14 protein-coding genes are annotated in these 17,728 nt (G+C 70.5%); 9 read left to right on the forward strand and 5 right to left on the reverse strand.

What is annotated here, in order from left to right; translation table 11 throughout:
* Positions 1-532: 532 nt before the first annotated feature.
* Positions 533-982 carry a VOC family protein gene (locus ACFXC1_RS34895; protein WP_381250583.1) on the reverse strand — a complete coding sequence of 150 codons (450 nt, stop codon included), beginning with the start codon at positions 980-982 and terminating at the stop codon, positions 533-535.
* A gap of 606 nt (positions 983-1,588) precedes the next feature.
* On the opposite strand from ACFXC1_RS34895, the gene ACFXC1_RS34900 reads away from it, so the two are divergent.
* From ACFXC1_RS34900 to ACFXC1_RS34920, 5 genes are all read left to right on the forward strand, one after another.
* On the forward strand, positions 1,589-2,791 hold the full coding sequence (locus ACFXC1_RS34900; RefSeq protein WP_381250585.1) for a glycoside hydrolase family 1 protein: 1,203 nt from the start codon (positions 1,589-1,591) through the stop codon (positions 2,789-2,791).
* A 27-nt stretch (positions 2,792-2,818) separates the two neighbouring features.
* Complete coding sequence (locus ACFXC1_RS34905) at positions 2,819-3,634, forward strand: SDR family NAD(P)-dependent oxidoreductase (RefSeq protein ID WP_381250587.1); 816 nt, start codon at positions 2,819-2,821, stop codon at positions 3,632-3,634.
* 44 nt (positions 3,635-3,678) lie between these two features.
* On the forward strand, positions 3,679-5,490 hold the full coding sequence (uidA, locus tag ACFXC1_RS34910; protein ID WP_381250589.1) for a beta-glucuronidase: 1,812 nt from the start codon (positions 3,679-3,681) through the stop codon (positions 5,488-5,490).
* 385 nt (positions 5,491-5,875) lie between these two features.
* On the forward strand, positions 5,876-7,228 hold the full coding sequence (locus tag ACFXC1_RS34915) for an MFS transporter (RefSeq protein ID WP_381250591.1): 1,353 nt from the start codon (positions 5,876-5,878) through the stop codon (positions 7,226-7,228).
* A 62-nt stretch (positions 7,229-7,290) separates the two neighbouring features.
* The gene (locus tag ACFXC1_RS34920) at positions 7,291-9,954 is read left to right on the forward strand and encodes a family 78 glycoside hydrolase catalytic domain (RefSeq protein WP_381250593.1); all 2,664 of its coding nucleotides are present in this window, start codon (positions 7,291-7,293) and stop codon (positions 9,952-9,954) included.
* A gap of 49 nt (positions 9,955-10,003) precedes the next feature.
* On the opposite strand, the gene ACFXC1_RS34925 is transcribed toward ACFXC1_RS34920, so the two are convergent.
* The 4 genes from ACFXC1_RS34925 to ACFXC1_RS34940 form a co-directional block, all read right to left on the reverse strand.
* Complete coding sequence (locus ACFXC1_RS34925) at positions 10,004-10,411, reverse strand: alpha-L-rhamnosidase N-terminal domain-containing protein (RefSeq protein WP_381250668.1); 408 nt, start codon at positions 10,409-10,411, stop codon at positions 10,004-10,006.
* A complete protein-coding gene (locus tag ACFXC1_RS34930) occupies positions 10,398-10,670 on the reverse strand; it encodes a glycoside hydrolase family 78 protein (protein ID WP_381250595.1) in 273 nt (90 codons plus the stop codon). Before ACFXC1_RS34930 ends, ACFXC1_RS34925 begins: the two co-directional genes overlap by 14 nt.
* Positions 10,671-10,756: 86 nt before the next feature.
* Positions 10,757-11,554, reverse strand: a complete 798-nt coding sequence (locus ACFXC1_RS34935; RefSeq protein ID WP_381250597.1) for a sugar phosphate isomerase/epimerase family protein — start codon at positions 11,552-11,554, stop codon at positions 10,757-10,759.
* A complete protein-coding gene (locus tag ACFXC1_RS34940) occupies positions 11,551-12,168 on the reverse strand; it encodes a TetR/AcrR family transcriptional regulator (RefSeq protein ID WP_381250599.1) in 618 nt (205 codons plus the stop codon). The genes ACFXC1_RS34935 and ACFXC1_RS34940 overlap by 4 nt, the downstream gene beginning before the upstream one ends.
* A 331-nt stretch (positions 12,169-12,499) precedes the next feature.
* Between ACFXC1_RS34940 and ACFXC1_RS34945 the strand changes: the two genes are divergently transcribed.
* From ACFXC1_RS34945 to ACFXC1_RS34960, 4 genes are read left to right on the forward strand one after another with little or no spacing between them, the layout of a single operon-like run.
* Complete coding sequence (locus ACFXC1_RS34945; protein WP_381250601.1) at positions 12,500-14,092, forward strand: ABC transporter substrate-binding protein; 1,593 nt, start codon at positions 12,500-12,502, stop codon at positions 14,090-14,092.
* A gap of 10 nt (positions 14,093-14,102) precedes the next feature.
* Positions 14,103-15,047, forward strand: a complete 945-nt coding sequence (locus ACFXC1_RS34950) for an ABC transporter permease (RefSeq protein WP_381250603.1) — start codon at positions 14,103-14,105, stop codon at positions 15,045-15,047.
* On the forward strand, positions 15,044-16,804 hold the full coding sequence (locus tag ACFXC1_RS34955; RefSeq protein ID WP_381250605.1) for an ATP-binding cassette domain-containing protein: 1,761 nt from the start codon (positions 15,044-15,046) through the stop codon (positions 16,802-16,804). The genes ACFXC1_RS34950 and ACFXC1_RS34955 overlap by 4 nt, the downstream gene beginning before the upstream one ends.
* Positions 16,801-17,616 carry an ATP-binding cassette domain-containing protein gene (locus ACFXC1_RS34960; protein ID WP_381250607.1) on the forward strand — a complete coding sequence of 272 codons (816 nt, stop codon included), beginning with the start codon at positions 16,801-16,803 and terminating at the stop codon, positions 17,614-17,616. The genes ACFXC1_RS34955 and ACFXC1_RS34960 overlap by 4 nt, the downstream gene beginning before the upstream one ends.
* The last annotated feature ends 112 nt before the right edge of the window (positions 17,617-17,728 follow it).

The following is a 17,728-nucleotide window of genomic DNA, read 5'->3' on the forward strand; positions in this document are numbered from 1 at the left end:
TGAGCCCACTCGGCCCGCCGGAGAGCGCGAAGACCGAGCCGCCGCCTCAACCCAACCGGTCCACGCACCTCACACGTGGCCGCCCCAGGGCACACGCCCGGCCCCTCTCCGACGGCAGCGCCGACCGCCGCCGAATCCGCGCTCGGCGGCGGCGTTTCGGCGCCACTGGGGCACCCCGATCCGGCAGTTGAGGAGAGGCCCGCCCCCGAGACAGGCGCGGGAGCGGACCTCTCCCTGCCTCCGTGGTCCCGCCCCGGCACGGGACCCGAGCCGGGGGCCACGGTCGTGAATCCGGCCGGGCGCGGGATCGGCATGGCGCTGCGGGACGGTACAAGCGCGTCAACTCAGGATTGGCGGCCCCGCGAATCGCGCCGATGATCGTCCCGGACAGCACTGTCCGGCGGAGCGCCACCTCGCCGCACTCGGCGCGGATCGCCCGGCTCCGGGCGACTTCCCACAGAGCGAAGCGGCGAGAGCCGGCTCGCCGTCATCGACGGCTGGGCCGGTGCCGCCGCACGCCCCGGCACAGGAGTCAGCCCGTCTGCAGAATCTCGACCTGGTTGCCCCATGGATCGAGGACATCGACGGATCGGGACTGGCCGTCCGGGCCACCTTCGAACTCGCCCTGGACCGTGGCGCCGTTCGCGACCGCCCGTGCCTTCGCGATGTCCAGGTCCGGGACCTGGATGATGAAGCTCCCCTTCTTCTTCCAGTCGTGAGGGCCCCTCTTCAGGAGAACGAGCCCGGGCCCTCCGTTCGGAAACACCACGACATGCGCGGTCTCTCCCTGGGCGACGGCGAATTTCGCGCCGAACACCCGGCCGTAGAACGCTTCGCCGGCATCGAGGGTGCCCACGTAGAGCTTGACCATGATGATGGTTCCGGTCGGCGCAGCCGAACTGTCCGAAGCCAGGCGGTTCGTCGACACAGCGGTGGCCGGCGAGCCGGCGAGCCGCGCGGCGACCGCCTTTCCGGTGGTCACGTGTGAGTCCGTCGCCGCTCTGGTCCCGGCGGGCGCACCGCACCCGACCGCAAGCATCAGCGGCACAGCAAGCAGAATCGCTCGTCGACGCATCAAGGAGCCTCTCCATCTCTCGGGCGAGTGTGGCGTGATCTGTGTTCGACGGCGAGCGGTCGGTCGGTGCGCGTGAACGCGACGGGCCTTCGTGTGCAGCCGGAAAGGTGCGCTGGTTGCCGCCGTACGGCGCACCGACGCCGCCACCACCGCGTCATCCCGAGAGTTTCAATCTCTCCCAGGAGAGCGAAACTCTCGCATGATGCGAGGCAGCTTTCAATATCCAGGAGTCTGGTTCTCATCACGGTCCGCCGACGCACTCGGGGGCCGAGAGAGCCCGTCCGAATGTAACGCTCAGGTTACGAAATCACCCGGCCATCTTCCCCGCCGCTCGATCCCGGTTTACGTTCCAGCGAAAACCAACCACATGGTAACAGTTGGCGTCCGGACGCAGCCACCGTCCGGATCCACGTCCAGCACTCGCGCTCCCGGCCGCTCAGGCAGGTCGGACCGCCCCGGCGGGCCGCGCATCGCCGGGCCCGTCACCATCGGCACTCAGGAAGGCAGTCGACGATGACCGAACTCGCTCCCGGTTTCCTCTGGGGCGCATCCACCGCACCGCACCAGATCGAGGGCAACAACCTCAACAGCGACTTCTGGGCGAACGAGGGACGCGTCCCGGGCATGGAGCGCAGCGGCGACGCCTGCGACAGCTACCACCGGTACCGCGAGGACATGCAGTTGCTCGCGGACGCCGGGCTCAACGCCTACCGCTTCGGCATCGAATGGGCCCGTATCGAGCCGATCCCCGGCCTGGTCTCGCGCGCCGAACTCGCCCACTACCGGCGCATGATCGAAACAGCCCTCGAACTCGGCCTGACGCCGGTCGTCACCCTGCACCACTTCACCAGCCCACTCTGGTTCGCGGAGGAAGGCGGCTGGCTGGGCGACCGTGCGGTGGACCGGTTCCGGACCTACGTCGAGACGGTCGCGCCGATCCTCGAAGGCGTCGAGTGGGTCGTCACCATGAACGAGCCGAACATGCTGGCCATCATGATCGGCATGGCCCGGGCCTTCCAGAACCCGCAGGCCGCCGGGGAGTGGCAGAGTCCCACCCTCGACAACGAGGGCCCGCGCCCGCAACTGCCCGCCCCCGACGTGGTGATCGGCCAGCGGCTCGTCGAGGCACACCAGGCCGCGCGAACGGTGCTGCACGAGCGGACCGACGCCAAGGTCGGCTGGACGGTCGCCAACCGCGCCTTCGTGGCCCGTCCCGGAGCGGAGAACAACAAGCGGGATCTCGAATACGTGTGGGAGGACCTCTACCTGGCCGGCTCGCGCGGCGACGACTTCGTGGGCGTGCAGTCCTACTCCAGCCAGTGGGTCGACCTGGACGGCATCGAGCCCCACCCGCAGCACCCCGACAACACGCTTGTGGGCACCGCCTACCGGCCCGACGCCCTGGGCATCGCGGTACGGCACACCGCCGAGGTCACCGGCGGCCTGCCGATCCTGATCACCGAGAACGGCATCGCCACCGGCGACGACACCCGACGCATCGCCTACACGGGCGAGGCCCTGGAACACCTCGGCAAGGCGATCGCCGACGGGGCGGACGTACGCGGCTATCTGCACTGGAGCCTGCTCGACAACTACGAGTGGGGCCACTGGGCGCCGACCTTCGGTCTGGTCGAGGTCGACCGCGAGACGTTCGAGCGCCGCCCCAAGCCCTCGCTCTACTGGCTGGGCGAGACCGCCCGCCGCGGCCGGATCTGACCCGCACTTCCACCGGAGGGACACACCGTGCAGATATCCGTACCCGAGGTCTCGTCCAAGTCCCTGACCGAACTCGTCTCCCTGGCCGGGCGGCGCGCCGTCGTGACCGGCGCGGGCCAGGGGCTAGGCCGGGCCGTCGCCGAGCGGCTGGCCGAGGCGGGAGCCGATGTGCTCGTCGCGGACATCCATGACGAGCTCGCCACCGCCGCCGCCGAGGAGCTCGGCGCCCGTGGTCCCGGCCGCGCCCTGGCCGCCCATCTGGACGTCACCGACCCCGACAGCGTGGTGGCCGCCGCCGACCTCGCGGTCCGGGAGCTGGGCGGCATCGACATCTGGGTGAACAACGCCGGGATCTTCCCCAGCGTGCCCGCGCTGGAGATGTCCGCCAAGGCCTTCGACGAGGTGTTCGCGGTCAACACCCGCGGCGTCTTCCTCGGCTCCCGGGAGGCCGCACGCCGGATGAGCGAGGCCGGCCGCGGGGGCGTCATCGTCAACGTCGTCTCCACGGCCGGGTTCCGCGGGACGGCCCCCGGGCTCGCCGCGTACGTCGGCTCCAAGCACGCGGCACGCGGCCTCACCCGCCAACTGGCTCTGGAGTTCGCCCCGTTGGGCATCCGCGTGCTGGGCGTCGCACCGACGTTCGTACCGACCGAGGGGAACATGGCCGCGGCCGCCGCGGCCGGAGTGGACGCCGACTCCTTCATGTCCGTGATGCAGCCGGGCCCGCTCGGCCGGCTCGGCGTGCCCGACGACATCGCCCGGGTGGTGTTGTTCTGCGCGAGCGACCTCTCGGCCTTCATGACGGGCAGCACGCTTCTCGCCGACGCCGGCGAGACCGCGTAACCGCGCACCGCCCCCCACTGCTCCGACGACCCGGTAGGAACCCCATGCTCTCGCCCCGCACCACCCCCACCCGCGACCTCGTCGGCCTCGACGGCCTGTGGCGGTTCGCTCTCGGCACCCGGGCCGGCGCGACCCCGTGGGCGTCGCGTCTCGCCCCACCGCTCGAAGTCCCCGTGCCCGCCAGCTACAACGACCTGTTCGTGGACCCGGAGATCCGTGACCATGTCGGAGTCGTCTGGTACCAGCGGGACGTGCGCGTGCCGCGCGGCTGGACCGGCGAACGCGTGGTCCTGCGCTTCGGTTCCGTGACCCACGCCGCGCAGGTCTACGTCGACCAACGGCTCGTGGCCGAACACACCGGCGGCTACACACCGTTCGAGGCGGATCTCACCGGCGTCGTCGAACCCGGCGCCGAGTTCCGGCTGACGGTCGGCGTCGACAACCGGCTGACCAACGTGACGATCCCGCCCGGTACCGTCACGACCGGCCCCGACGGCCGCGAACGGCAGTCGTATCTGCACGACTTCTACAACTACGCGGGCATCGCGCGCCCGGTCCGCCTGTACAGCACACCGACGACCTTCGTCGAGGACGTCACCGTCGTCACCGGACGGGACGGCGCGGCCGGCACCGTCGAGTACCGCGTGGAGACCGTCGGCGAGCACGCCGACACCGTCACCGTGCGGGTGCGTGCGGTGGACGAGGCCGGCCGGACCGTCGCGGAGGGCCACGGCCCCGAGGGCGTCCTGCGCATCGAGGACGTCACGCTCTGGCAGCCGGGCGCCGGCTATCTCTACGACCTCGTCGTGGAACTGGCCGTCGACGGCGAGACCGTGGACAGCTACACCCAGCCCTTCGGCGTCCGTACCGTCGAGGTGCGGGGCACCGACTTCCTCATCAACGGCGAGCCGTTCTACTTCACCGGCTTCGGCAAGCACGAGGACACCCCGGTCCGCGGCAAGGGCCACGACGACGCCTACCTCGTCCACGACTTCCAGCTGATGCAGTGGACGGGCGCCAACTCCTTCCGCACCTCCCACTACCCCTACGCCGAAGAGGTCCTCGACTTCGCCGACCGGCACGGCATCGTCGTCATCGACGAGACCGCCGCCGTCGGCCTCAACCTGGGAGTCCAGGGCGGCCTCACCGGCATTCCCCCGACCCCCACCTTCGCGCCGGAGAACTTCGGCGGGACCACGAGGGACGTACACGCCCAGCACCTGCGGGAGCTGATCGAGCGGGACAGGAACCACCCGAGCGTGGTGATGTGGTGCCTCGCCAACGAGCCCGCGTCCAACGAGGACGGCGCCCGCGACTACTTCGAGCCCCTGGTCGAACTGGCCCGCAAGCTCGACCCGACCCGGCCCCTCACCTACGCCGCCGTCATGTTCGCGACCCCGCAGAACGACCAGATCGGCGACCTGTTCGACGTCCTGAGCATCAACCGCTACTACGGCTGGTACATCTTCACGGGGGACCTCGCGACCGCCGAGGGGTATCTGGAGCAGGACCTGCGCGGGTGGGTCCAGCGCTTCGGCAAGCCCGTCATGATGTCCGAGTACGGCGCCGACACCCAGCCCGGCCTGCACTCGGTCTGGGACGCTCCGTGGAGCGAGGAGTACCAGAGCGACTTCCTCGCCATGTACCACCGCGTCTTCGACCGCATCCCCGAGTTCGTCGGCGAACACGTCTGGAACTTCGCCGACTTCCAGACCTCGCCGGGCATCCACCGCGTCGACGGCAACAAAAAGGGTGTGTTCACCCGCGACCGCAAGCCCAAGTCCGCCGCGTTCGCCCTGCGCCGGCGCTGGCACGGCCTGGCCGGCCGCAAGCCCGGCGAGGCCACGGCCGGCTGACACCTGCGGGGCGCGCGGCATCGCGCTTCCGTTACGCAGCACAGGGCTTGCGTTGCGCAGTACCGGGCTGCCGCTGCGCCACGCGACCGCGAAGGCGGCCCATGCCTCGGCCCCGGGACCGGTCGGCGCAAGGCCACTGCCGCCGCTGTGCGTTCGCCGCAGCCCCGGGCGTCCCCTCACCGGCGTCGCCTGGGTCGGGATCCCAGACCTGACGGTCCCGGCGGCCACAAACTCGGGATTCTCCGGTGCCGCACCACCCCGGGACCCGTCGGCGGTACGGCACCCACCGTGCCGCCGGCAACCCCGCCCGCCGTCCCGCAGACGGCCGTCCCTGGCGCCCGCCGGCTGCCGCCACCCCTCGTGACCATGTGACAAAGGAGTCCTCATGCCTCACGCCGACCGAGACGTCAGCGTGGCGGTGCCCCCTTTGGCGGTGTCGCCGCAGGACGCCGCCGGGGCTCCCACCGAGCCGCCCGCCGAACCCGAGATCGAGGCACCGCCGCTCCAGAAGGTCGGCAGGGACTACCTCCTCTGGCTGATGATCGCCAGTTTCGGCGCTTCCCTGGCCCTGATGGTGCCCCTCTCGTACTCGCTCGCGGTGCGGATCTCCGACCTGGCGCCCGGGCACGAGGAACAGCTCGGCTACGTCACCGGGTCCGCGCAGTTCGTCTATCTGCTCCTCAGCCCCCTGATCGGCCTCTGGAGCGACCGGACCCGTTCCCGGCTCGGCCGCCGGACCCCCTTCATGATCGGCGGCGCCCTGCTCGGCACCGTCGCGCTCGTCGGAGTGGCCCTCGCACCGTCGGTCCTCCTGCTGGGCCTGGCGTGGGTGGTCGGCATGATCGGCTGGTCCACGACCGGGCAGGCCGTCCAGAACGTCCAGGCGGACCGGGTGCCCGAGGAGCAGCGCGGCCGGGTCTCGGCGCTGACCAGTGTCATGACCCAGATCGCCCCCGTGATCGGCATCGGCCTCGCGTACGGGGTGGCCTCCAGCACGTTTCTGGTGTTCCTGGTCCCGGGCGTGCTGGGCGCGGCCCTGGTGATCCTGTTCCCGGTGTTCAAGCCCGAGGGCGACTCCCGCGCGCTCGTGCGCACCGGCGGCGTGACGCTGCGGAACGTGGTCGCCAGCTACGGCTTCAACCCGCGTAGGTACCCGGACTTCGGCTGGAACTGGCTCGGCCGCTTCGTCTTCTTCATGGGCCTGTACTTCAACACCACCTTCGGCACCTTCTTCTACGCGCAGCGGCTCGGCCTGCCGGTCAAGGAGGTCGCCGGGATCGTGGCGGTCATCGGGACCGTGGGCGTGATGGCCGCCGCCGGCGGTGCCATCGGGGGCGGCTTCCTCTCCGACAAGCTCGGCCGGCGCAAGCTGTTCGCCCTGATCGGCTCCGCGGCGTTCGTCGCCGGGGCGGTCACCGAGGCGTTCGCCCACTCGCTGCCCCAACTGGTCGTCGGCGCGGTGCTGATGCAGTTCGCCATCGCGTTGTTCAGCGCCGTCGACCAGGCGATCGTGTTCGCCGTCCTGCCGGACCGGGCCGAGGCCGGCCGCTATCTCGCCGTCGTCGCCTTCGCGCAGAAGGTCCCCAGCGCGGTCGCCCCGCTGATCGCCCCGCTCGTCATCACCCTCGGCGTCGGCGACGGCGGCGAGAAGAACTACACCCAGCTCTACCTGATCGGCGCTGTCCTGGCCCTGGTCGGTGGCCTCATCGTCAAGTTCAAGATCAAGTCTGTCCGGTAGCGCCGCCCCCGGCCGGCGTCCCGAGAACCATCCTGTTCCACCGAGTTCGGAGAAGGCACAGCATGCACAACGCACCGTACGACCTGGGCATCGACAGCGGCGGTGACAGCTTCCCCGTGTCGGGGCCCGCGCCGCGGCTGTCGTGGAAGCCGCCGTCTGACGCGGCACGCCCGGTGGCGTACGAGGTGGAGTGCACCGTCGACGGCGAGGCGCAGCCCGCTGTGACCACTGCGGTGGGCGGGCACCGCTTCTTCTCCTGGCCGTGGGCGGCGCTGGACAGCGGCCGTCGGGTGGCCTGGCGGGTTCGGGCGCTCGGCGGCGACGGCGACTCGCCGTGGTCGCGGTGGCACACGTTCGAGAGCGGTCTGCTGGCCGCCGACTGGCGGGCGCGCTGGATCAGTCCCGCCGAGTCCGGCGACCGCGGATACGGCAGGCGGCCCGCGTACGCGCTGTCGGTCCGGTTCCCGGTGCGGGCCGGGGTGCGCTCGGTACGGCTGTACGCGACGGCACTCGGGCTGTACGAGGCGTACGTCAACGGCGAGCGGGCCGGCACCGCCGAACTCACCCCCGGGGCCACCTCCTACGACCGTACGCTCCACGCCCAGGCCTACGACGTCACGGACGCCGTCGTCACGGGCGACAACCGGATCGAGATCCTGCTGTCGGACGGCTGGTACCGGGGCCAGGTGGGCGCCTTCCGCCAACCGGCAGGCTGGGGCACGGTGCCCGGCGCGCGGGCCGAGCTCCACCTCGTGCACGAGGACGGCACACGGCAGGTCGTCCGCACCGACGGGACGTGGACGAGCGCGGAGTCGGCCATCACCCGGGCCGACCTCATGGACGGGCAGACCAACGACTTCCGCATCGGGCCCGGCACCGAACGGCCCGTCCTCGTGGACCGGGTCGAGGCACCCGCGATCACCTGGTCGCCGGCACCGCCGGTGCGGGTCGTGGAGTCGCGCCCCGCACAGTCGGTCCGGCGGATCGGGGACGGGCTCTGGATCGCGGACTTCGGGCAGAACGCCTCCGGCCGGATCACTCTGAGCGACCTCGGACCGGCCGGGACCCGTACCGTCATCGACTACGGCGAACACCTCGGCCCCGACGGCGACCTGACGACCCGTCACCTGGACGCGACCCGGCCGGGCCAGGCATCGATCCCCTTCGTCCAGCGCGACGAGGTGGTGTCCGCGGGCGGCGATGAGACGTTCGAGCCGCGCCACACCGTGCACGGCTTCCGCTACGCCCGTGTCCGCCGCGACGGCGCCCCGCTCGACCCGGCGAGCCTCGTCATGCGGGTCGTCCACACGGACCTGCGCCGCACCGGCACCTTCACGTGCGGCCACGAGGATCTCAACCGCCTTCACGAGATCGCCGATTGGAGCTTCCGCGGCAACGCCGTCGACGTACCCACCGACTGTCCGACCCGTGAACGGCTCGCCTGGACCGGCGACTACCAGGTCTTCGCCCCCACCGCGACACGCCTCTACGACGTCCTGGGGTTCAGCCGCAAATGGCTGCGCTCCGTCCGCGACGACCAGTTGCCCGACGGCCGGATCGCCAACTTCTCGCCCGACGGACGCCGTATCAAACACCACCTCGACGACCAGTTCGCCCTGATGACCGGCTCGGCCGGCTGGGGAGACGCGGTCGTCGCCGTCCCGTGGGAGCTGTACGAGTCGTACGGCGACCGGGAGGTGCTGGCGGAGAACTGGGAGGCGATGGTGGGCTGGGTGGAGTGGGCGCTCACGACCGCCCGTACACTCCGCCACCCGTCCCGGACCGAGCGCTCGGCCGAACCGCTGCCGCACGAGCGGTACTTGTGGGACGGCTCCTTCCACTGGGGTGAGTGGACCGAGCCCCGGGTACGGGCGGCCGACGGCACCCGCGTCGACCCGGTCAGGGACGATCCCGTCGCCTGGTTCCTGGCCGACAAGGGCGAGATCGGCACGGCCTTCCTGTACCGCTCGACGGCGACCCTGGCCCGCGTGGCACGGGTGCTGGACCGCACCGAGGACGCGGACCGCTACGCCGAGATCGCCGAGCGGGTACGTGACGCCTGGCGCACCGAGTTCCTCTCCCCCGACGGACGCACCGTCGGCGACACCCAGGCGGGCTATGTGCGCGCGCTGTCGCTCGGCCTCGTCCCCGGTCCACTGCGCGAGGCCGCCGCCACACGCCTGGTCGAGCTGATCCGCACGGCCGGCACCCATCTCGGCACCGGCTTCCTCGCGACCGGCGACCTGCTCCCCGTCCTCGCCGACACGGGTCACCCCGACGTCGCCTACGAGCTGCTCCTCCAGCGCACCGCGCCGTCCTGGCTGTACATGCTCGACCGCGGCGCGACCACCATCTGGGAGGACTGGGAGGGCGTCGACGACACCGGCACAGCACACGAATCCCTGAACCACTACAGCAAGGGCGCGGTGGTCCGCTTCCTGCACACCCACGTCCTGGGCCTGCGGCAGACGCCAGGGTCGGTCGCCTGGGAGTCCTTCGAGGTCGCGCCCGTCCCGCACCCGTCCGTGCCGTGGGCCCGGGGCACGCACGAGTCCCCGCAGGGCACGATCGCCGTCGAATGGCGGACGGACGGCGACGAACTCACCGTCACGGTCGACGTCCCGCCGGCCAGCACCGCACGCGTCGTCTTCCCCGACGGCACCACCGTGGAACACCTCCCGCACGGCACGTTCAGCGCCACCCGCCGCGCGGGGAAGGCAGGTTGAGCCGACCGGCGGGCATTTCCCGAGGACGACGGCCCCGGAGGGCTTGCCATCAGCCGTCCCGCAGAACCTCTCGCATCGCCGCCACCCTGGCCTGCCGCAATTCCCTGACAACGGGATGCTCGGGCGCGACCAGCTCGAACGCGTGATGGGTGATCTGCTGTCCGTTGACCGTGACCTCGTACACGCCGTGGGCCGTGATGTACAGGCGAGCGTGCTCCGGGCGACGGCCGAGGGTGAAGACCTGGCGTACCAGGGGGCTCGGATGCAGACGGTCCTCGACGGGCGTCCGCGGGGTCGGCGACAGCGCCGCCGTGTCACTGAGGTCGACGGGCGCTTCGCGGGTGACCGGCTTCTGCTCGGGCCCGATCCAGTCCGCGACCCAGTCGGCCGGCTCGAGAATCCTCGTGGCGAACCGGGACCCGGCCCATTCGCCGGGCTCTTCCTCACCGGTCCAGATCCGGACGCGCCATGTGTAGCGGCCTCGGGAGGTGAAGGGTAACGCCGGGGATCACGACCGCGTGCGAGACGCTGGACGACAGTTTTCCGGTGGCGGCGACCAACGCGTCGGTGGCGGCGTCGCGGACCTCCAGCTCGTAGGCCGTCTGGCGGTCGGTGGTGCTCTCGACACGCCAGCCGAATGCCGGACTCGGCGTCCAGAGGGCATCCGGCTCGCTGAGCCGCTCGACGGTGAGGTCGCGTGGAGTGGGCGATGCCATGTGATCGTTTCTCCGTTCCTGCACTGTGCGGTCACGTCGTCTCCGGCTCACGTCCCTCGCCCGGGGCCACCACAGTTGAGGGTGTGTCAGGAGACGGTCAGGCCGCCCGCCAGCAGGGCTTGCCGGTTGGCCGCGAGCAGTTCGAAGCGGTCGGCTTCGGTCTGGTCGATCTCGGTGATGTGCCAGAGCAGATGGCTTCCCGCGCGCAACGCGGCCGGGATGTCGATGTCCCCGGTGCCGATGGGAGTCTGCGGTGTGTCCCGTTCGGCGGGCCCGTCCTTGAGGTGGACGGTCACGGCGCGTTCTCCGAGACCTTTCAGGACATCGGCCGGGTCCTGGCCGGCGACGGCGGCCCAGTAGACGTCGACCTCGGCGAGGATCTCGGGGTCGAGGAGATCCCACAGCACGTCGAAGGCATGGGCACCGCCCGGCAACCGGGCCCACTCGAAGTGGTGGTTGTGGTAGCCGAGCCGGATCCCCGCACCGGCCAGCTCCTTTGCCGCCTCGTTGAGACGGCCGGCGAAGGCACGTATCCCGTCGCGGGTCTCCAGGGATCTTTCGTCGAAGCCGTCGACGAGCCACGGAATCGGCACGAAGGCGGTGTCCGTGCCGAGGATGCGGCAGGTCTCGATCGCGGACGCCTGGCTGTCGGCCGAGACGGCGATGTGCACGGAGCTGACACCGAGGCCGGCCTCGTCCAGGTCCGCACGCAACGCCCGTGCGGAGGCGGCCAGTTCGTCGGGAGGCGTGTTCCACAACCCGAGCGCGAACGGCTCGACGTGGCGGAAGCCCAGCGCGGCAAGGCGGGCGAGCGTGCCGGGGCGGTCGGCCTGCAGAGCGTCGATCACGCTGTACAGCTGGACGGCGAGGGTGCCCGGTCTCATTCTTCGTCCTCCGGTCGCGCGGCCTGCGGGAAGGTCATCCTCATGAAGGCCCGGACCGGGCCCACGATGTCGAGCTCCTCGTCGAGCAGCCACTGCAACTGCAGGCCGTTGAGCACGGCTTGGAGCAGGATGGCCGCGTGTTCGGGCGCGAGCGCCTCGTGCAGCTCTCCCCGACCCGCCTTCCCCTGCATGCCTCGTGCGAACTGATCGCGTCCCCAGGCGTAACGCTCCACGAAGTAGCCGTGCGCCGGATGCTCCGGACGGGAGGCGGCCGCCGTGAGCTCGATCCACAGGCGCATCAGCTCGGGGGCCCTCTGGTGGTGGCGCAGCATGCCCCCGAGGTACGGCGTCAGGTGGTCCATGTCCGGGACCTTCGACTCGGCGTACCGCCTCTCCTCCGTGTCGCGTTCGGCGAGCACGGCGGCGAGCAGGTCGTCCTTGTCTCGGAAGTGGTGCAGCAGCCCGGCGTGGGTGATGCCGGCCCGCTCGGCGATGCCCCGCAGCGAAGCCTTCGTGAACCCGTGCTCCGCAAAGCTCTCGCGCGCCGCCCGGACGATCTCCGCCCGCCTGGCCGGGGTCTTGTTGTACGGGCCGCGGGCCTTGACCTGGGTCACTGTGCGCTTCCCCTTCCCGAATCCCGGATCACGATCCGAAAACCTTCCAAGGCGTAGATTTTCAAAACCTGATCGGAGTCTGAGCGGTGGCCGCCACGAGCGCAAGGGGCGGTACAGGGCGATTTCGCGCCAGGTAACGCTCTGATTACGAACGCGACCGCCACTCTTCCCGCACCTCCCGCCGAGGCTTACCTTCCGATTGAAAATCGACCACGTGGTAACTGTTCGCTTGGCGGGGCGCACCGGCGGATCCGCGACCGCCGTGCACGACCGCACCGACGCACTCACCGATGCCTCGGCTCACCAGGTTCCAGGACGAAGGAATCCACCCATGCGCATCCGCTCCTCGCACTCCCGGCCCAGGCCACGGCCGCGGCAGCGCTCGCAGGCCCTGGCCGCCGTCGTGACCGCAGCCCTGCTGGCGACGGTCACGACGGCGTGCGACAGCACCCCGGCCGCCACGTCGAGCTCCGGCTCCGACACGACCCTCGCGCTGTCCATCCTCGGCACGCCCAACTCGTTCGACCCCGCCCAGCTCATCGAGGGCCAGCAGACCTACGTCTGGGACTCGATCTTCGACACGCTCCTTCTCCAGGACAACAAGGGCGAGCTCCATCCCGGCGCGGCGCAGAGCTGGTCGTACTCCAAGGACGGCCGCACGCTGACCCTGAAGCTCCGCCAGGGCATGAAGTTCAGCTCGGGTGAGCCGGTGGACGCGAACGCCGTGCGGGCCACCCTGGAGCGCACCCGCTCGACACCGGGGCAGAGCCAGCAGGCGCTGACCTCCGTGGCCTCGGTCGAGGCTCCTGACGCCTCGACGGTCGTCATCCGGCTCAAGCAGCCCGACTCCTCGCTGCTCAGCCTGCTCTCGACGGCGCCCGGCGTGATAGGCGACCCGAAGACGATGGCGAACAAGTCCACCGCCCTGAACCCGGTCGGATCGGGCCCGTACACCCTCGACACGAAGGCCACCGTCAACGGCTCGGTGTACGTCCTCAACCGGCGCGACGACTACTGGAACAAGAAGGCGTACCCCTTCAAGACGGTCAAGATCCGCGTGATCACCGATCCGACCGCGTCGGCCAACGCCCTCAAGGCGGGCCAGACCAACGCCGGCACCGCCGACGTCTCACAGCTGTCCGCGCTCAAGGCGGCCGGTTTCCGGATCACGCACGTGCAGGCGACCGCGGGCGCCTTCCTGGTGCTCGGCGACCGCGCCGGCACCAAGCTGAAGCCGCTGGGCGACCTGCGCGTCCGCAAGGCCGTCAACATGGCCTTCGACCGGCAGAAGATGGTCACGCAGGTGCTGCGCGGCTCGGGCAAGGCCACCGACCAGTTGTTCAACCCGAAGGGGAAGGCCTACGACGAGGCGCTCAACAAGGTCTACCCCTACGACGTCGCCGGGGCCAAGAAGCTGCTCGCCGAGGCCGGTTACCCCAAGGGCTTCTCGGTCACCATGCCGAGCCTCGTCTTCACCAAGTCCTTCGAGCCGCTCTTCACCCAGGCACTCGCCGACATCGGCATCAAGGTGACCTGGGAGCCGGTACCCGCACAGCAGACCACCTCCGCCGTCGCGTCGGGCAAGTACCCGATGTTCCTGCTCGTGGAGGGCCTCAGCACCGACGCCGTCATGACCAAGAGCTTCTACAGCGCCGGCGGCTTCCGTAACGTGTTCCGTTCCGCCGATCCGAAGCTGTCCGGGCTGCTGGACCGGGCCGCCCGGGAACTCGACCCGGTGAAGTCCGCGGGAATCTACCGGGAGATCAACGAGTTCGGCGTCCAGAACGCCTGGCTGGCGCCCGTCTTCTACCTCGGCAGCGACTGGGCCACCAAGAAGGGCATCACCTACCTCGGCGACGGCTCCTCGACGATGTCCACCATCCGGCAGTTCGGTGTGGCCGGCTCCGCACCGTCCCGAGGGTGAGCCGCCGCCCATGACGGTCTACGTGCTGCGTCGCCTGACCGCGGGCCTCGTGCTCGCGGTCCTGGTGACCATGATCACCTTCCTGTTGCTCAGCACGTCCTTCGACGACGTGGCGAGCAGCATCCTCGGCAGCGGCGCGACCCCGAAGCAGATCGCCGCCCAGAAGGCCCTGATGGGGCTGAACCGACCCCTGTTCACCCAGTACCTGGACTGGCTCTCCCATGCCGTCCGCGGTGACCTCGGCGCCTCGTACTTCACCAGCGAACCGGTCCGCTCCGCGATCACCGCCCGGCTCGGCGTCACTCTGTCGATCGTCGTGGTCGCGCTGCTCGCCACCTCGGTCATCAGCGTCGCCCTCGGCGTGGCCGCCGCCGCGCGCGGCGGCGGTGTCGACCGGTTCGCGCAGGGCGCCGCGATGATCGGCTACCTCGTCCCCAGTCTGCTCGTCGCCATCGCACTGGTCTACGTGCTCGCCATCAAGCTGCACGTGTTCCCGGCCACCGGCTACACGGACTTCAGTGAGAGCCCGGCTCGCTGGGCCGGTTCCATCGCCATTCCCGTGGTCGCCCTGATGATGGGCGGGGTCGCCGGCCTGACCTCGCAGATCCGCGGCGCCATGATCGGCGAACTGCGCAAGGACTACGTCCGTACCCTGCGCACCCGGGGCATCCCCACCCGTTCCATCGTGCTCCGGCACGCCCTGCGCAACGCCGCTGGACCGGCCCTGACGGTGCTGTCCCTGGAGTTCATCCAGATGCTCGGCGGAGCTCTGATCATCGAGCAGATCTTCGCACTGCCCGGCTTCGGCCAGTACGCGTTCAACGCCTCCCTGCAGGGCGACGTGCCGATCATCATGGGCATCAGCCTCTTCGGCGTCCTGCTCGTCGTGGTCGTCAACCTCGTCGTCGATCTGCTGGGTGGCTGGCTCAACCCGAAGGCGAGGACGGTCAGTTGACAACACCGAGTACACAGGCGCGCCGCCGGTCGGCCCTACGGCGTCTCCTCGCCGACCCCCAGGCCGTCGTCAGCGCGAGCCTGCTCATCGTCATCGTCCTGCTCGGACTGCTCGCACCCGTCCTCACCGACCACGGGCCCAACCAGGCAAACCTGGACGCGGTCGACGCCGGCCTCGGCGACCACGGCTATCTGCTCGGCGGGGACAAGAGCGGCCGCGACATCTACGCCAGACTCCTGTACTCCATCAACACCAGCACGGTCTCGGCACTCGTCGGCGCGAGCATCGCCCTCGCGATCGGGATCACGTCCGGGCTGATCGGAGGGTACTTCGGACGGCGGGTGCGCGGAGTCACCGAGTGGCTGTTCAGCCTGATCATGACCTTTCCCGGGCTCCTGCTGCTCATCGTGCTGATGCCGGTGACCAAGGGCGACTACAGGGCCACCATGCTGATCTTCGGGGTCCTCCTCTCCCCCGGCGTCTACCGGCTCGTACGCAATCTCGTCCTGGGCGTGAAGAACGAGCTGTACGTGGACGCCGCCCGGGTCTCCGGACTGCCCGACCGGCGCATCCTGCGGCGGCATGTCCTCGCCGTGGTACGCGGACCGGTGATCATCGCCACCGCGTTCCTCGCCGGTTCCTCCATCGGCGTCCAGTCCGGCCTGGCCTTCCTGGGCGTGGGCTCGAACACGGTGCCCAGCTTCGGCGCGATGATCTCCGAGGGGTTCACCAACCTGTACGAGAAGCCGCTGCAGTTCCTGTGGCCCAGCCTCGCACTCGGAATCATCACCGCCTCGCTGGTGCTCCTCGGGAACGCCCTGCGGGACGCCCTGGAGGGCGGGCGTCCGCAGCCGTCCCGGATCGTCACGGCCACCACGTACCGGCCGCCACCCGCCACCGAGGACGCCGCGTCCGCACTTCTCACCGTCGACGACCTGGCGATCGCCTACCCGACACCGACCGGCGAACTGAAGGAGGTCGTCAGCGGCGTCACCCTGAGCGTGGCGGCCGGCGAGACCCTCGGCCTGGTCGGCGAGTCCGGCTCCGGCAAGACACAGACCGCGTTCGCCGCGCTCGGCGTCCTGCCCTCGGAGGCGGTCGTCACCCGCGGTTCGATCCGGCTCGACGGCCGCGAACTGCTCGGCCTGAGCGAGCGCGAACTACGGGCGGTACGGGGAACGGCCATCGCCTACGTCCCCCAGGAACCGATGTCCAACCTGGACCCGTCCTGCACGGTCGGCGCGCAACTCGTCGAGGGCGTACGCGCGGCGACACCCATGGCGAGGAACGAGGCCCGCGAGCGGGTCATGGCGCTCCTCGCCAGGGTCGGCATCCCCGACCCAGAGCGCACCTTCCGCTCCTACCCGCACCAGATCTCCGGCGGCATGGCACAGCGCGTCCTCATCGCGGGCGCCGTCGCCAGCCGGCCTCTGCTGCTGATCGCCGACGAACCGACCACCGCCCTCGACGTCACCGTCCAGGCGGAGATCCTCGACCTTCTGCGCGACCTGCAGAAGGACCTGAACATGGCGGTGCTGCTCGTGACGCACAACTTCGGTGTGGTCGCGGACATCTGCGGCCGGGTCGCCGTCATGCACGAGGGCACGGTCGTCGAGACCGGCACGACGGACGAGCTGTTCGCCGCGCCCCGGCACCCGTACACACGCAAGCTCCTGGACTCGATCCTCGACGACACCGCGCTGCGCACCGACCCGCCGGCCGTCCCCGTGGACGCGCTCGAAACGGAGACCCGATGACCACACTGCTGGAGGTGAGCGACCTGTGCGTCACCTACCCCGGGCGGGGCTTCCGGGCCCGCCCGCACGAGGTTCTCCACGGCGTCTCCCTCACCGTGGGGCAGGCCGAGACCCTGGGCGTCGTCGGCGAGTCGGGCTCCGGCAAGACGACCATCGGCCGGTCCGTGCTCGGCCTCGTCCCACCCAGCGGCGGCACAGTCAGCTTCCGGGGCCACGACATCACCCACGCCGGCCGCAAGGAGCGCCGCGCCCTGGCCCGCGACATCCAGGTGGTCTTCCAGGACCCCTACTCCTCCCTCAACCCCGCCCTCACCGTCGGCGACATCCTCAGCGAACCGCTGATCGTGCACGGCACCGCGGCGGGTGAGGCCCGGCACCGGGTCGCGGAACTGCTCGACCAGGTGGGGCTGCCGAAGGACGCGTCGCAGCGGCTGCCGCGGGAGTTCAGCGGTGGCCAGCGCCAACGCGTCGCGATTGCCCGCGCGCTGGCACCTGCCCCACGGCTCATCGTGTGCGACGAGCCCGTCTCCGCACTCGACCTCACCACCCAGGCCCGCGTCCTCGATCTCCTCGTCGACATCCAGCGGCGCACCGGCGTCGCCTACCTGTTCATCTCGCACGACCTCGCGGTCATCCGGCACGTCAGCCACCGGGTGAGCGTCATCCACCGGGGCGACATCGTCGAGACCGGACCGGCGGGCGATGTCACCGCCGCCCCCGAACACCCCTACACCCAGAGGCTGTTGCTCGCCGCTCCGGTCGCGGACCCGGTCGAACAGCGCCGACGGCGCGAGGCTCGGCAGCGCCTGTGACCTCATCGCCACGGGCGCGGGCGAACACCCATGGGCCGGGCCGCCGGACCCTCCGCTCGAAGCCGCGGTGCACGAACTGCGGCGCCGCCGACGGGGACCGGCAGGCCGCAAG

Source organism: Streptomyces hokutonensis, from assembly GCF_042751305.1.
In the GTDB taxonomy this organism is placed as follows: Bacteria; Actinomycetota; Actinomycetes; order Streptomycetales; family Streptomycetaceae; genus Streptomyces; species Streptomyces hokutonensis_A.

What these genes read in the sequence shown, in the direction of transcription:
- ACFXC1_RS34900 (WP_381250585.1), top strand. Translation starts at nt 1,589, where the DNA reads ATGACCGAACTCGCTCCCGGTTTCCTCTGGGGCGCATCCACCGCACCG.
- uidA (WP_381250589.1), top strand. Translation starts at nt 3,679, where the DNA reads ATGCTCTCGCCCCGCACCACCCCCACCCGCGACCTCGTCGGCCTCGAC.
- ACFXC1_RS34915 (WP_381250591.1), top strand. Translation starts at nt 5,876, where the DNA reads ATGCCTCACGCCGACCGAGACGTCAGCGTGGCGGTGCCCCCTTTGGCG.
- ACFXC1_RS34920 (WP_381250593.1), top strand. Translation starts at nt 7,291, where the DNA reads ATGCACAACGCACCGTACGACCTGGGCATCGACAGCGGCGGTGACAGC.
- ACFXC1_RS34930 (WP_381250595.1), bottom strand. Translation starts at nt 10,670, where the DNA reads ATGGCATCGCCCACTCCACGCGACCTCACCGTCGAGCGGCTCAGCGAG.
- ACFXC1_RS34935 (WP_381250597.1), bottom strand. Translation starts at nt 11,554, where the DNA reads ATGAGACCGGGCACCCTCGCCGTCCAGCTGTACAGCGTGATCGACGCT.
- ACFXC1_RS34945 (WP_381250601.1), top strand. Translation starts at nt 12,500, where the DNA reads ATGCGCATCCGCTCCTCGCACTCCCGGCCCAGGCCACGGCCGCGGCAG.
- ACFXC1_RS34950 (WP_381250603.1), top strand. Translation starts at nt 14,103, where the DNA reads ATGACGGTCTACGTGCTGCGTCGCCTGACCGCGGGCCTCGTGCTCGCG.
- ACFXC1_RS34960 (WP_381250607.1), top strand. Translation starts at nt 16,801, where the DNA reads ATGACCACACTGCTGGAGGTGAGCGACCTGTGCGTCACCTACCCCGGG.